Origin of the sequence: Bradyrhizobium sp. STM 3809, assembly GCF_000239795.1 — a bacterium.
GTDB lineage: Bacteria > Pseudomonadota > Alphaproteobacteria > Rhizobiales > Xanthobacteraceae > Bradyrhizobium.
Genome location: NZ_CAFJ01000594.1, coordinates 1 through 14,102 on the forward strand (window position 1 = coordinate 1; position 14,102 = coordinate 14,102).

14 protein-coding genes are annotated in these 14,102 nt (G+C 65.6%); 4 read left to right on the plus strand and 10 right to left on the minus strand.

What is annotated here, in order from left to right:
• Positions 1-197: 197 nt before the first annotated feature.
• Complete coding sequence (locus tag BRAS3809_RS26830) at positions 198-1,316, minus strand: NADH:flavin oxidoreductase (RefSeq protein ID WP_008965149.1); 1,119 nt, start codon at positions 1,314-1,316, stop codon at positions 198-200.
• 181 nt (positions 1,317-1,497) lie between these two features.
• Between BRAS3809_RS26830 and BRAS3809_RS26835 the strand changes: the two genes are divergently transcribed.
• The gene (locus BRAS3809_RS26835; RefSeq protein WP_008965150.1) at positions 1,498-1,821 is read left to right on the plus strand and encodes a winged helix-turn-helix transcriptional regulator; all 324 of its coding nucleotides are present in this window, start codon (positions 1,498-1,500) and stop codon (positions 1,819-1,821) included.
• 20 nt (positions 1,822-1,841) lie between these two features.
• Here BRAS3809_RS26835 and BRAS3809_RS26840 read toward each other — a convergent pair whose 3' ends face one another.
• Positions 1,842-3,326: an AMP nucleosidase gene (locus tag BRAS3809_RS26840; RefSeq protein WP_008965151.1), complete on the minus strand. Its 1,485-nt coding sequence runs from the start codon at positions 3,324-3,326 to the stop codon at positions 1,842-1,844.
• Between the two features lie 258 nt (positions 3,327-3,584).
• On the opposite strand from BRAS3809_RS26840, the gene BRAS3809_RS26845 reads away from it, so the two are divergent.
• From BRAS3809_RS26845 to BRAS3809_RS26855, 3 genes are read left to right on the plus strand one after another with little or no spacing between them, the layout of a single operon-like run.
• A complete protein-coding gene (locus BRAS3809_RS26845) occupies positions 3,585-4,427 on the plus strand; it encodes a shikimate dehydrogenase (protein WP_008965152.1) in 843 nt (280 codons plus the stop codon).
• Between the two features lie 22 nt (positions 4,428-4,449).
• Positions 4,450-5,301 carry an amidohydrolase family protein gene (locus BRAS3809_RS26850; RefSeq protein ID WP_008965153.1) on the plus strand — a complete coding sequence of 284 codons (852 nt, stop codon included), beginning with the start codon at positions 4,450-4,452 and terminating at the stop codon, positions 5,299-5,301.
• Positions 5,302-5,326: 25 nt separating this feature from the next.
• Positions 5,327-6,481 carry an ABC transporter substrate-binding protein gene (locus BRAS3809_RS26855; RefSeq protein ID WP_008965154.1) on the plus strand — a complete coding sequence of 385 codons (1,155 nt, stop codon included), beginning with the start codon at positions 5,327-5,329 and terminating at the stop codon, positions 6,479-6,481.
• Between the two features lie 57 nt (positions 6,482-6,538).
• On the opposite strand, the gene BRAS3809_RS26860 is transcribed toward BRAS3809_RS26855, so the two are convergent.
• From BRAS3809_RS26860 to BRAS3809_RS26895, 8 genes are read right to left on the minus strand one after another with little or no spacing between them, the layout of a single operon-like run.
• Positions 6,539-7,498, minus strand: coding sequence for a Gfo/Idh/MocA family oxidoreductase (locus BRAS3809_RS26860; protein ID WP_008965155.1), 960 nt, complete (start codon positions 7,496-7,498; stop codon positions 6,539-6,541).
• Position 7,499: 1 nt separating this feature from the next.
• On the minus strand, positions 7,500-8,363 hold the full coding sequence (locus BRAS3809_RS26865; RefSeq protein WP_008965156.1) for a class III extradiol dioxygenase subunit beta: 864 nt from the start codon (positions 8,361-8,363) through the stop codon (positions 7,500-7,502).
• On the minus strand, positions 8,364-8,753 hold the full coding sequence (ligA, locus tag BRAS3809_RS26870) for a protocatechuate 4,5-dioxygenase subunit alpha (RefSeq protein WP_008965157.1): 390 nt from the start codon (positions 8,751-8,753) through the stop codon (positions 8,364-8,366).
• Positions 8,754-8,765: 12 nt separating this feature from the next.
• Positions 8,766-9,680 carry an amidohydrolase family protein gene (locus tag BRAS3809_RS26875; protein ID WP_008965158.1) on the minus strand — a complete coding sequence of 305 codons (915 nt, stop codon included), beginning with the start codon at positions 9,678-9,680 and terminating at the stop codon, positions 8,766-8,768.
• Positions 9,681-9,688: 8 nt separating this feature from the next.
• Positions 9,689-10,627: an NAD(P)-dependent oxidoreductase gene (locus BRAS3809_RS26880; RefSeq protein WP_008965159.1), complete on the minus strand. Its 939-nt coding sequence runs from the start codon at positions 10,625-10,627 to the stop codon at positions 9,689-9,691.
• Positions 10,628-10,630: 3 nt separating this feature from the next.
• The gene (gene ligK / locus BRAS3809_RS26885; RefSeq protein WP_170323336.1) at positions 10,631-11,326 is read right to left on the minus strand and encodes a 4-carboxy-4-hydroxy-2-oxoadipate aldolase/oxaloacetate decarboxylase; all 696 of its coding nucleotides are present in this window, start codon (positions 11,324-11,326) and stop codon (positions 10,631-10,633) included.
• A gap of 13 nt (positions 11,327-11,339) precedes the next feature.
• Positions 11,340-12,365 (minus strand): amidohydrolase family protein, encoded by a 1,026-nt coding sequence (locus tag BRAS3809_RS26890; protein ID WP_008965161.1) that lies wholly within the window; start codon positions 12,363-12,365, stop codon positions 11,340-11,342.
• A 55-nt stretch (positions 12,366-12,420) separates the two neighbouring features.
• The gene (locus BRAS3809_RS26895) at positions 12,421-13,797 is read right to left on the minus strand and encodes an MFS transporter (RefSeq protein ID WP_008965162.1); all 1,377 of its coding nucleotides are present in this window, start codon (positions 13,795-13,797) and stop codon (positions 12,421-12,423) included.
• Positions 13,798-14,102: the final 305 nt, after the last annotated feature.

Here is a 14,102-nt window from a genome sequence, read left to right on the forward strand (position 1 = left end):
GNGNGGTCTCTCTCCACGAGTCCCCGTGTTGAGAGAGACCCCTCACCCGCCTCCGATGCTTCGCATCTCCGGCACCCTCTCCCACAAGGGGAGAGGGTGCACCGAGTTCGTGGAAACTGCTCGAAACAAATTAACAGCGCAGTTGGTCTACGCCACGAAGAAGGACGCAAGCGAATGCGATGAACGAGCGACCCAGTTCACACCAGCGCGCCGAGATCCGCCGCGTTGAAGCCCTTGAGCCCGGCCTTGTCGCCGGCCTTGATCTTGGCGACCCAGTCGGCATCGCTGATCAGCGCGCGGCCGACGGCAATGAGGTCGAACTCCTCGCGCGCCATTCGCTCCAGCAGTGCATCGAGGTCCGCCGTCGTCGAGGGCTTGCCGACAAAGGCCGAGAAGAAGTCGCCAGCGAGTCCGACCGAGCCGACACTGATGGTCGCTGCACCCGTGATCTTCTTCGCCCAACCGGCGAAATTGAGCCCCTTCTCGCCGTCGACCTCCGGGAATTCCGGCTCCCAGAAACGGCGCTGCGAGCAGTGCAGGATGTCGACGCCGGCATCGACCAGCGGCTGCAGCCAGTCGCCCATCAGCGCCGGCGTCTCCGCGAGGCGCGCGGCGTAGTCCTGCTGCTTCCACTGGCTGACGCGCAGGATGATCGGGAAGTCGGGGCCGACCGCCTTGCGGATCGCGGCGACGATCTCGCCGGCGAACCGCGAGCGCTCCTTGATGGTCGGGCCGCCATAGCGGTCCTCGCGCTTGTTGGTGCCCGACCAGAAGAACTCGTCGACCAGATAGCCATGCGCGCCATGGACCTCGACCGTGTCGAAGCCGGTCCGCTTGGCATCGGCCGCCGCCTGGGCAAACGCCGCGACCGTGTCGGCGATGTCATTCTCGGTCATGGCGTTGCCGCGCGGCTTGTCCGGCGCGACCAGGCCCGACGGGCTCTCGACCGGCGCGTCGGGCTCCCAGCGGCTCATGCCCTTGGTCGAGCCGGTGTGCCAGATCTGCGGCGCGATGCGGCCGCCCGCGGCGTGCACGGCGCGCGCCACGCTCTGCCAGCCGGCCAACGCGGCCTCGCCGTGGAAGAACGGAATTTGCGGCTCGTTGCGCGACGCCGGGCGATTGACGACGGTGCCCTCGGTGAGGATCAGGCCGACGCCGCCCTCGGCGCGGCGGCGGTAATAGGCGGCATTGGCTTCGCCGGGAACGCCGTTCGGCGCGGCGTTGCGCGTCATCGGCGCCATGACGATGCGGTTCTTGAGCTCCAGCGATTTCAGGCGAAACGGACGAAACAGCACGCTGGTATCGAGATCGGACATTCAGAAGGCTCCATTGCGTTCGGAACCGCTCCAGTATACTTCGTAAACCTGAAGTCAATCAGGCACCCGAAGTCGCTCAGGTATACAAAAGGAAACCACCGTCGTGACCGATGTGTCGGCGTCAGAGACCGCCCCGCTCCGCTGCAAGCCGCAGCACTTCTCGTCGGAATGCCCGAGCCGGGTGCTGATCGACCAGATCGCCGACAAATGGTCGATGATGGTGCTGGCCGTGCTGGACGGCGGACCGCTGCGCTTCAATGCGATCAAGAAGCAGCTCGAGGGCGTGACGCAGAAGGCACTGACGCAATGCCTGCGCCGGCTCGAGCGCAACGGCCTCGTCGCGCGCGAGGTGATCGCGGGATCCCCGATCGCCGTGCAATACGAAATCACCCCGCTCGGCCGCACCCTGCAGCCGCCGTTCCGGGCGCTCTATGCCTGGACGATCGCCAAGATGCCCGAGGTCGAGCAGGCCCGGCAGGCGTTCGACCAGCGCCGGGGACGCTGATCCCAGGCGGCTGCGGGCCGCTACTGAAAGGCGACCTCGGCGAAGCTGCGCAGCTTGCGCGAATGCAGCCGCTCGGACTCCTGGTGCTTCAGCAGTTCCAGCGCCTTCAGTCCGATCTGGAGATGCTGCCCGACCCGCTGGCGGTAGAAGTCGCTGGCCATTCCCGCGAGCTTGATCTCGCCATGCAGCGGCTTGTCCGAGACGCACAGCAAGGTGCCGTAGGGCACGCGGAAGCGATAGCCGTTGGCGGCGATGGTCGCCGATTCCATGTCGAGCGCGATGGCGCGCGACTGCGACAACCGCCGGATCACGGCCGGGCCGGAGATCTCCCAGTTGCGGTTGTCGACGCTCGCCACCGTGCCGGTGCGCATCAGCCGCTTCAGTTCGAACCCGGAATAGCCGGTCACGGCCTCCACCGCCTCCTCGAGCGCGACCTGCATCTCGGCGAGCGCGGGGATCGGCACCCAGGGCGGCAGTTCCTGGTCGAGCACGTGATCCTCGCGGACATAGCCGTGCGCCAGCACGTAGTCGCCGAGCCGCTGCGTGTTGCGCAGGCCCGCGCAATGGCCGACCATCAGCCAGGCGTGCGGCCTGAGCACCGCGATGTGATCGGTGACGTTGCGCGCGTTCGAGGGCCCGGTGCCGATGTTGATCAGCGTGATGCCCTGGTGGCCGGGCTCGACGAGATGGAAGGCCGGCATCTGCGGCGTCCGCGCCGGCGCGGAACCCGTGGTGCCGCCTCCCAGCCGCGCACTGGCCGTGATCACGTTGCCAGGCTCGACAAAGGCGTCGGCGGCCCCCTGCCCGGCCGCGAGCTGCTGCCGGCACCAGTCGGCGAAGGCGTCGACGTAGAACTGGTAGTTCGTGAAGATCACGAAGTTCTGGAAGTGGTCGGGATCGGTGCCGGTGTAGTGATAGAGCCGGCGCAGCGAGTAGTCGACGCGGGCGGCGCGAAACAGCGACAGCGGCTCCGGCATGCCCGGCTTCAGCTCCAGCGTGCCGTCGGCGATGGCATCGTCCATGGTCGCGAGATCCGGTGCGTCGAACACGTCGCGCAGCGAACGCGTCACCAGCGGGCTCTCGTGATGCGGCAGCGCCGTCTCGATGTTGATGTCGCGGCGGTAGGCGAAATGCACCGGGATCGGCTCGGCGGACTCACCGATCTCGACCGGCACGCCGTGGTTCTCAACCAGCAGGCGGATCTGCTCGGTCAGATACGAGCGGAACAGGTCGGGTCGCGTGATGCTGGTCTCGTGGACGCCGGGCCCTGCGACGAAGCCATAGGCAAGGCGCGAGTCCAGCCGCGCATGGCTCGCGGTGGTGAGGCGCACGAACGGATAGGTCGCGCGGATGCGCGTCGGCGGCACGACGCCGTTAGCGTAAGCCTCGAAATGTCCACGCAGGAAGGCCGTGTTGCGCTCGTAGATCTCCTCAAGCCGCGCAACTGCAGCAGCGGCGTCGGTGAAGCTTTCGGTCGCGATGGAGAGCGGAGACTGAATGGTCAATGGATGTCCCTCGTAGCCGGTCGGACACGGCCTGGAGGCTCAGCGCGACCGTGGTTCGCGATCATAGAAACCAGCCGCCGCTTTGCCCAGAGGCAGGGTATCGCGGTGCTGCATCCAGTTCAGACCATGAAACGATCCGTGCATGGCGATGGACACTGTGACCGAATGTTTCAATTGCATGGCTGGATCATTGTCCATAAGACGATTTCACCATCGGCCGGAACAGGCCGAAATCCCGACGGGAGGCCTTGGCGCAGCATGTCGCATGCGAACGGATTTGGATTGGCAGGCGTCATCGGCATGCCCGTCGCTCACTCGCGCTCTCCCACGATCCACAACTTCTGGCTGAACGCGCACGGGCTGCGCGGCGTCTACGTCCCGCTGGCGGTGCAGCCGGAGCGGCTCAAAGAGGCCCTTGCGGGGCTGGTCGCGCTCGGCTTTCGCGGCTGCAACGTCACCATGCCGCACAAGCAGACGGCGATGCCCCTGCTGCACCGGGTCAATGACACCGCGCGGCGCATCGGCGCCGTCAACACCATCGTCGTCGAACAGGACGGCACCCTCAGCGGCTTCAACAATGACGGCAACGGCTTCGTCCAGAGCCTGCGTGACGCCAGGCCGGATTGGCGCGCCGACGAAGGCCCGATCCTGCTGCTCGGTGCCGGTGGCGCGGCCCGCGCGGTGGTGGTCGCGCTGCTCGAAAACGGCGCCCGCGATATCCGCATCAGCAACCGCACCGCCGACAAAGCGCAGGCCATCGCAAAGGAGTTCGGCTCGGCGATCCGCACCGTGGCCTGGGACGATCGCTCGGACGCGGTCGCCGACGTCGCGCTGCTGATCAACAGCACCGATCGCGGCATGATCGGCAAACCGGCGCTGGAGATCGACCTGGGACGGCTGTCGGCGAAGACGCTCGTGGCCGACCTGATCTACACGCCGCGGGAGACGCCCTTCCTGGCGGACGCGCGCGCCCGCGGCTGCACCACCGTCAACGGTCTCGGCCTGCTGCTCAACCAGGCGCGTCTCGCCTTCCAGGCCTGGTTCGGCGTGTTGCCGGACGTCACGCCGGAGCTGATCAAGGCGATCCAAGCGACGTTCTGATGCGGAGAATGACAAGCTCGCCATGGCGCTCCCGACAGGACCAAGGATCGACTGCCATATCCACGTCATCGATCCCGCGCGCTTTCCCTACGCGGCGGATACACCCTACCGCCCGACCGGAGCAGAAATAGCTCCGGTCGCACATCTGATCCGCGTGCTCGATGTCTTCGATGTCAGGCACGCGCTGATCGTCGCGACGAACTCCGGCTACGGCTCCGACAGCCGCATCCTGCTCGATGCGCTCCGGTTCGGGAACGGGCGCTTCAAGGGCGTCGCCGTGGTCGAGAAGGATGTCGGGATCAAGGAGCTGGAACGCCTCAAGGCGGCCGGCGTGATCGGCGTCGCATTCAACGTGCCGTTCCACGGCACCCACTATTACCAGGACGCCGCGCCGCTGCTGGAGAAGCTCACCGAGCTCGATCTGTTCCTGCAGGTCCAGGTCGAGCAGGATCAGCTGCTCGACCTGCTGCCGCTGATCGAGCGATCCCGCGTTCGGCTGGTGTTCGATCATTGCGGTCGGCCGGTCGTCGAACACGGCGTCGAGCGTCCCTCCTTCCAGGCGCTGCTCGCGCTCGGTCGCGAACGCGATGCCGTCGTCAAGCTCTCGGGCTACTACAAGTTCGCCAGGCAAGCCTGGCCCTACACCGATACATGGCCGTTCATCGCCGCGCTGGTCGACGCCTTCACGCTCGACCGCTGCGTCTGGGGCTCCGACTGGCCGTTCCTGCGCGCGCCCGAGCGTCTCGACTACGGACCGCTGCTGGCGGGGATTTCCGAGATCTTTCCGGATCCGGAGGATCAGCAGCGCCTGCTCTGGACGACGCCGCGACGCTTGCTCGGCTTTGCCGAGGTGCTGCCCGATCGATCGACATAAGCAAAAAACAAATAGGGAGGACATCATGAGGAAATTCAAACGACTGAGCGTGGCGGCGCTGGCGGCGTCGCTCTGGGCAGGCGCGGCGCAAGCCGAAAACACGGTCTACATTCCCGACGTCGTCGAGCTCTCAGGCCCCGGCGCCGTCTCCGGCACCAACTGGCGCGATGGGGTTGCCCTTGCGGTCGACGAGATCAACGCCGCCGGCGGCATTCTCGGCCGCAAGATCGTGACCGAACATCTGGACACGCAGAGCAATCCGGGCGTGTCGCGCGCCCAGGTGCAGAAGGTGCTCGATCGCGAGCCCTACGTGGTGCTGGGGCCGATCTACTCGGGCTCGGTCAAGGTCAACATGGCGCTGACGCAGCAGGCGGAGGTGCCGCAGATCGTCGGCGCCGAGGCCGCCGATATCACCACGCAGGGCAATCCCTGGATCTTCCGCACCGCCTTCGGGCAGCAGTTCAGCATGCCGAAGATCGCCAACTATCTGCACGACCAGCTCAAGGTGAAGTCGGTCGCGGTCGTCTGGGTCAACAACGATTTCGGCAAGGGCGGCCGCGACAGCTTCGTCAAGGAGATGAAGGCGCGCGGCATCGAGATCGCGTCCGACCTGTCCACCGAACAGGGTCAGGTCGATTTCGGCTCCGACGTCATCAAGCTGAAGAGCGTCAAGACCGACGCCGTCTTCGTCTACACCAACGAGGAGGAAAGCGCGCGCTTCCTGATCGAGGCCAGACGCCAGGGATTGTCGGTGCCGCTGTTCGGCGAGACCACGCTGCTCAGCCAGAAGGTCGTCGAGCTCGCGGGTCCCGCCGCCAACGGCGTGCGCGGCCATGTCGGCCTCAGCGCGGATGCGCCCGTTCCGGCCATCCAGGCGTTCGCGAAGAAGTTCAGCGACCGCTACCGCTACTGGCCGGACCACAACGGCATCAAGGGCTATACCGCGGTCTATCTCGTCAAATACGTGACCGAGATGATCGGCAAGTTCGACGGCCACGCCTTCGGCACGACCATGAAGGGCCTGACGCTGACGCCCGACAAGGCGCCGGGCATGCTGATGGAGGCGAGCTGGGATCAGAACGGCGACATCGACCGCGAGAGCTTCCTGGCGGAGATCGTCGACGGCAAGCAGAAGATCGTGGCGACCTTGCCGAAGCTGAAGCCGTCGAAGGCGCCGTAGAACGACGCCTCACCACGAACCCTCCCCGCGCGCGACACGCGCGAGGAGGGAAAGGTTTCAGCCCTTGGCGAGCTGCTCGTCGAGGTCGTGCAGCACCTGGTAGCAGGGCAGCACCTGGGCAACGGAGGCGTTCGGCTCGCGGCCCTCGCGGATCGCGGCGAAGAATTCGCGGTCCTGCAGCTCGATGCCGTTCATGGAGACATCGACCTTGGAGACGTCGATCTTCTCCTCCTTGCCGTTCACCAGATCGTCGTAGCGGGCGATGTAGGTGCCGGTGTCGCCGATGTAGCGGAAGAAGGTGCCGAGCGGGCCGTCATTGTTGAACGACAGCGACAAGGTGCAGATCGCGCCATTGGCCGCCTTGAGCTGGATCGACATGTCCATGGCGATGCCGAGCGTCGGGTGGAACGGGCCCTGGATCGCATTGGCCTTCACGATCGGCGAGCCCGCCTGATAGGCGAACAGGTCGACGGTGTGCGCGGCGTGATGCCACAGCAGATGGTCGGTCCAGCTGCGCGGCTGGCCCAGTGCGTTCATGTTGGTGCGGCGGAAGAAGTAGGTCTGCACATCCATCTGCTGGATATGGAACTCGCCGGCCTTGATCTTCTTGTGCACGAACTGGTGGCTGGGATTGAAGCGCCGCGTGTGGCCGCACATCGCGACCAGCTTGGTCTCCTTCTGCAGCTCGACGACCTGCTGCGCGTCCTTCAAGGAGTCGGCGAGCGGGATCTCGACCTGGACATGCTTGCCGGCCTTGAGGCAGTCGATCGCCTGCGCCGCATGCATCTGCGTCGGCGTGCAGAGGATGACGGCGTCGACCTCGGGCAGCTTGAGGCTGTCGGCGAGCTCGGTCGAGACGTGCTTGATGCCGTATTTGTCGGCGACTTCCTTGGTCTGGTCGAAGCGGCGGCCGACCAGCGACACGACCTCGACGCCGTCGATGTTCTTGATGCCGTCGAGATGCTTGATGCCGAAGGCGCCGGCGCCGGCAAGCGCGACCTTGATGGTCTTGGCCATATCAATTGTTCTCCAGAATCAGGTGGCCGACGGCGGTGTTGCTCGCCGGCACATGGTAGAAGCGGTGGCGCACGGTCGGCGCGTTGCCCTTCTTGGTCTCGTTCACGTCGCTCATGGCGCCGCGCGCGATCAGCCACATCACGAGCTCGATACCCTCGCTGCCGGCCTCGCGGACGTAGTCGATATGCGGCACCTTGGACAGGCCGTCCGGATCGTTGATCAGCTTGTCGAGGAACATGTTGTCCCATTCGCGATTGATCAGGCCGGCGCGCGGACCCTGCAGCTGGTGGCTCATGCCACCGGTGCCCCAGATCTGCACATTGAGCGGCTCGTCATAGCTCTCGATCGCCTTGCGGATCGCCTTGCCGAGCATGAAGCAGCGGCGGCCCGACGGCACCGGATACTGCACGACGTTGACGGCGAACGGGATCACCGGGCACGGCCAGGCATCGACCTGGCCGAAGATCAGGCTGAGCGGCACGGTGAGGCCGTGATCGACGTCCATCTTGTTGACGATGGTGAGATCGAAATCGTCCTGGATCACCGACTGCGCGATATGCGCGGCGAGCCGGGGATGACCGATCACCTTCGGCACGGGGCGCGGGCCCCAGCCTTCGTCGGCCGGCTGATATTCAGCAGCAGTGCCGATCGCGAAGGTCGGAATCATTTCCAGGCTGAACGCGGTCGCGTGGTCGTTGAAGACCAGGAACACGACGTCCGGCTTCTGCTCCTTCTCCCACTGCTTGGCGAAGTCGTAGCCGGCGAACACCGGCTTCCAATAGTCCTCGCCCTGCTTGCCGAGGTCGAGCGCGGCGCCGATCGCCGGGACGTGCGAGGTGAAAACGCTTGCGGAGATTTTTGCCATTTACTTCTTCTCCCCGGTGTAGCGGTTGCCCTCAGGCGAGCGGCCGCCCTTGATCATCATCTCGCGATATTGCTCTTCGGTCATGCCGGTCATGCTGCCGGCCATCTGCTGAAAGCTCTTGCCGTCGGTCGCGCCGATCTTGGCGAGGAAGTAGATGTTGCCGCCAAGCGCAATGCAGCGGTTGAGGTCGCGGTCGAGCACCGCCTGCTTCTGCTCCTCGCTCATCGGCCATTCGTCGAGATAGGCGCGCTCATTGGCCTTGAAGCGGGCGCGGTTCTCGGCCTTCATCAGCGACATGCAGAACTGGTTCAGGTGATAGCCCATCCGCGACATGTCGGCGTCGAAGATGGTCGTGCCGGGAACGTCGGTATAGGGTTTGTCGAGCGACATCGCTTCCCTCCTTCAGGATTCTTCGGGCCAGTACAGCCGCATCGGATTGTCGACCAGGAGCTTTTTCTGCAGCTCCGTGGTGACGGCGATGTGGGGAATGAAATCGACCAGCAGGCCGTCGTCGGGCATGTGGTCCTTCAGGTTCGGGTGCGGCCAGTCGGTGCCCCACAGCACGCGATCCGGGAAGGTCTCGACGATGCGCTTCGCGAACGGCACCACGTCGCGATAGGCGTTTGACTCGCCGTTCAGCGCCGGCGGTCCCTTGACCGACAGACGCTCGGGGCAGCTCACCTTGGACCAGACGTTGGAATGCTCGCGCATGAACTTCACGAACAGCTCGAACTCGGGGCCATCCACCGGCTTGGTTACGTCGGGCCGGCCCATGTGATCGACGACGACGGTGGTCGGCAGCGAGGTGAAGAAGTCCCACAGTTCCGGCAGGTCGACGGCCTCGAAATAGATCACGACGTGCCAGCCGAGCTTGTTGATGCGGTTGGCGATCTCGACCAGTTCGTCCTTCGGCGTGAAGTCGACCAGGCGCTTGACGAAGTTGAAGCGGACGCCGCGCACGCCGGCGTCATGCATCGCCCGCAGCTCGGCGTCGGTGACGCTGCGCTTGACGGTGGCAACGCCGCGCGCCTTGCCGTTGGAATGCACGAGTGCATCGACCATGGCGCGATTGTCGGCGCCGTGGCAGGTCGCCTGCACGACGACGTTGCGGGCGAAGCCGAGATGGTCACGCAAGGCGTAGAGCTGATGCTTGGACGCGTCGCAGGGCGTGTACTTCCGCTCGGGCGCATAGGGGAATTCGGCGCCGGGGCCGAACACGTGGCAATGCGCGTCGACGCTGCCGGCCGGCACCTTGAAGCGCGGCTTCGACGGGCCGTCGTACCAGTCGAGCCATCCCGGGGTCTTCTGGAACTCCATGAGGTTCCCTACTCCTTGGATTTGATCTTTTTGAGAATGCGATCGGCCTCGGTGCGCCAATCCGGGCTGCGTGCGAAGTCCTTGGTGCCGCGCGTGCCGAACAGGCCGTCATCGGCGAGATCAGCGACCCAGGCCTGGCGCTCGGCGGTGCCCTCCGCCGACCACGGCGTCAGCCCGATGTCGCGCACAGTCTCGGCGACTTCCCGCACCTCCTCGGCGCGGCGGCGGCCATGCTCGATCACGCGCTGGAAGAAATAGGCGCCCTGCTTCTCCCAGTCGATGCCGGGGAACGTCTCCTTCAGCGAGGCCAGCACCGCGTCTTCCACGCCATAGGCGCGCGCGGTGGTGAAGCTCTCGATCACCATCGCCTCGAGGCCCTTGATCATGATGCTGCGGCACATCTTTGTCGCGGAGGCGACGCCGAGCTTATCGCTGGCGGGCTTTGCGGCAAAGCCGAGATCGTTGAGCAGCGGCGCCAGCTCGCGCGCACCGGCGCCGCCGAGCAGCAGCGGCACCTTGATGCGATAGGGTGGCACCGAGGTCATGACCGCGCCCTCGACATAGCGCCCGCCGGCGCCGTCGATCAGCGCGGCAGCGCGCTGCTTGGCGCCGGGCGAAGCCGAGTTGAAGTCGAGGAACCACGCGCCCGGCTTGATCGCCAGAGCGCAGGCTTCCGCCACAGCCACGTCCTGGCTCGCCGTCACGGCGGAGACGATGAAGTCAGCCTGGGCCGCCAGCTCCGCATGCGACGCGGCCAGCGTCACGCCGATGCTGTCGGCATGCGCGCGCATCGCGTCGCCGCGGCTGTCCGCGAGCTTCACATCATAGGCCGAGACGCGCACGCCGTCCTTGCGCAGATCCTCGGCGAGGATCTTGCCGACCTCGCCGTAGCCGATCAGCCCGACATGCCATCGGTTCGAAGGACTTGGGTTGGACGCCGCCGTCATCGCTCAATCGATGTATTTGAGCCCGGCCTTCGCCAGCGGCTCGCGCATCTTGTACATGTCGAGACCGAGCACGCCCGACGCCAGCTTCTCGCGCTTGTCGGCCTCGTTCGCCTCACGCGCGGCAGCGGCGTCCGCCGCCTGATGCGCGACCGCAGCCGGGACCACGACGATGCCGTCGACATCGGCAACGATCACGTCGCCCGGATTGACGGCAGCGCCCGCGCAGACGATCGGGATGTTGACCGAGCCGAGCGTCGCCTTCACCGTGCCGCGGGCGCTGATCGCCCGCGAGAACACCGGGAACTGCATCTCGGTGAGATCGGCGACGTCGCGGACGCCGCCGTCGATCACCAGGCCCTGGGCGCCGCGGGCGCGGAAGCTGGTGGCCAGGAGATCACCGAAGAAGCCGTCGGTGTTCTCCACCGTGCAGGCGGCGACGACGACGTCGCCGGGCTGGATCTGCTCGGCCGCGACATGCAGCATCCAGTTGTCGCCGGGCTGCAGCAGCACGGTGACCGCCGTGCCGCACATCTTCGCGGTCGGATAGATCGGACGCATGTAGCACCGCATCAGGCCAACGCGGCCCATCGCTTCGTGGATGGTGGCGACGCCGAACTTGGACAGCTTCTCCACCGCCGCCTTGTCGGCGCGGGTGATCTTGGTCTTGACGATGCCGAGATTGTTCATGGGGGTGCTCATGGCTCGCTTTAGATTACTTGCCCTTGGCCTTCAACGCGGCGTCGAGACGCGGGAACACGCGCCGGGCGTTGCCTTCGTAGATCTGGTGGCGCTGCTCGGGGGTCAGCTTGGCCGCCTCGATGTAGCGCTTGGTGTCGTCGTAGTAGAAGCCGGTCTCCGGATCGATGCCGCGGACGGCGCCGATCATCTCCGACGCGAACAGGATGTTGTCGATCGGGATCACGCCGGTCAGCAGGTCGATGCCGGGCTGATGATAGACGCAGGTGTCGAAGAAGATGTTGTTGAGCAGATGATCCTTCAACAGCGGCTTCTTCAGCTCCTGGGCAAGGCCGCGGAACCGGCCCCAGTGATACGGCACCGCGCCGCCGCCATGCGGGATCAGGAACTTCAGGGTCGGGAAGTCCTTGAACAGATCCGAGGTCAGGCACTGCATGAACGCCGTCGTATCGGCGTTGAGGTAGTGCGCGCCCGTGGTGTGGAAGCAGGCGTTGCAGCTGGTCGAGACGTGGATCATCGCGGGGATGTCGAGCTCGACCATCTTCTCGTAGATCGGATACCAGTGCCGGTCCGACAGCGGCGGCGAGGTCCAGTGGCCGCCGGAGGGGTCCGGGTTCAGGTTGATGCCGACGAAGCCGTAGTCCTTGATGCACTTCTCGAGCTCGGGAATGCAGGTCCTGGGGTCGACGCCCGGCGACTGCGGCAGCATCGCGACGCCGATGAAATTGTCCGGGAATAGCTGGCTGACGCGGTAGCACAGCTCGTTGCAGATCGCCGCCCAGGTCGAGGATACCTGGAAGTCGCCGATATGGTGGGCCATGAAGCTCGCGCGCGGCGAGAACACGGTGAGGTCGCTGCCGCGCTCCTTCATCTTCTTGAGCTGGTTGCTCTCGATGCTCTCGCGCAGCTCGTCGTCGCTGATCTTGAGCTCGGACGCTTTCGGCATCACCGAGGGATCCTTGATGCCCGCGATCTGCCGGTTGCGCCACTCTTCCAGCGCCTTCGGGGCCGTCGTGTAATGGCCGTGCACGTCGATGATCACGTCAGTCTCTCCCTCGAGCTTCTCTGTCTTCAGCTTCTCTGTGGTCCGGCGCCGCTCAATGCGCAACCACGGGAGCGCCGGCGTCCTTGCCGCTGGCGCGGCCTGCGGGTCCCACGGCCTGCTTTACCACAAGGGCGAGCGCTGCGATCAAGCCGGGAACCGCGATCACGGTGAAAATCTCGCTGAAAGTCAGGTGGCGCGCGGTCAGTTCGGCGACCAGGAAGGAGCCTGCGATACCGCCGAAACGGCCGATGCCCATCATCCAGGCAACGCCGGTCGCCCGCCCCTGGGTCGGATAGAAGGAGGCCGCCAGCGCCGGCAGCGACGATTGCGCCGTGTTCATGACGACGCCGGCTGCGAACACGATCACCACCAGGAAGCCCATATTGCCGGCCGCCTGCCCGATCAGGAAGATCGTCACCGCCGTCAGCGCATAGCCGACCGCGACGATGCGGTTGGCATTGAAACGGTCCATCAGGACACCGAAGAACACCGCGCCGACGCCGCCGAGCGGGAACAGCGCCGAGATCAGGGTCGCGGTCTGCGGGTTGAGCCCGACATCCTTGAACAGGATCGGCATCCAGTTGATCAGCGAGTAGAAGATCACCAGCCCCATGAAATAGGTGACCCACAGCATCAGCGAGCCGATCCGCAGCACCGGCGACAGCACCATGCCGATGCCGGTCGCATTCACGCGCCGGGTGGTCTCGGCGTGCTCCGGCTCCAGCATCACGAACTGGCCGACATCGACAGCCCTGGCCGAGATCCGGCGCATCACCTTGCGGACGCGCTCGACCGAAGCGCCGCGCGACAGCAAATAGTGGACGGATTCAGGCAGGATCGCGATCAGCAGCACCGTGAGCACCAGCGGCGTGACGCCGCCGAGCACCAGCACGCTGCGCCAGCCCCATTGCGGGATCATCCAGGCCGCGAGGAATCCGCCGCAGGCCGCACCCAGCGGGAAGCCGCAGAACATCAGGTTGGTCATGGTGGCGCGCAGCCGGCTCGGCGAATACTCGCTGAGCAGCGTCACGGCGTTGGGCATCGCCGCGCCGAGGCCGAGGCCGGTAACGAAGCGCAGCACCGTGAGCTCGGTCAGGTTGCTCGCGAACGCCGACACCAGGCAGGCGACGCCGAAGATCAGCACCGAGCCGACCAGCACCAGCTTGCGGCCGAGACGGTCGGCCACCGGACCGGCCAGCAGCGCGCCCGCGGCAAGGCCAAACAGCGCCGCGCTCAGCACCGGGCCGAGCGCCGATTTTTCGATGCCCCATTCCTTGAGGAGCGACGGCGCGATGAAACCGATCGCGGCGGTGTCGAAGCCGTCGAGCAGCACGATGACGAAGCCGAGCGCAAAGATCAGCCACTGAAAGGCGGAGAACGGGTGATCGTCGAGAAAGGCCTGGACGTCGACACGGGCGGTCGCTGGCATCGCTTCTGCTTCCCTTGGGTGCTGTTCTTGCGCGTCAACCGAGGTCCGCAGACGCGCGTTCCCTGACGCGATCGCTCCTGCTGCTTCGGCGGCTTGACCGGCTATGTGACCGAGCGGCCCGGCGCGCGCCAGCGCCGGGCCGCATCTATCAGATATTCCAGATTGGCATAGGCAATCACATGAGCCATGCTGATTTTAGAATGAGTCTGAACAGCTTCCAGCGTGGCTTTGGATGTCGATGCCCCCGGATTCCCCTCAGCCTCCGCGGCACTGTTCTCTCATGCGACAATCGCAGTTTTGCGCTC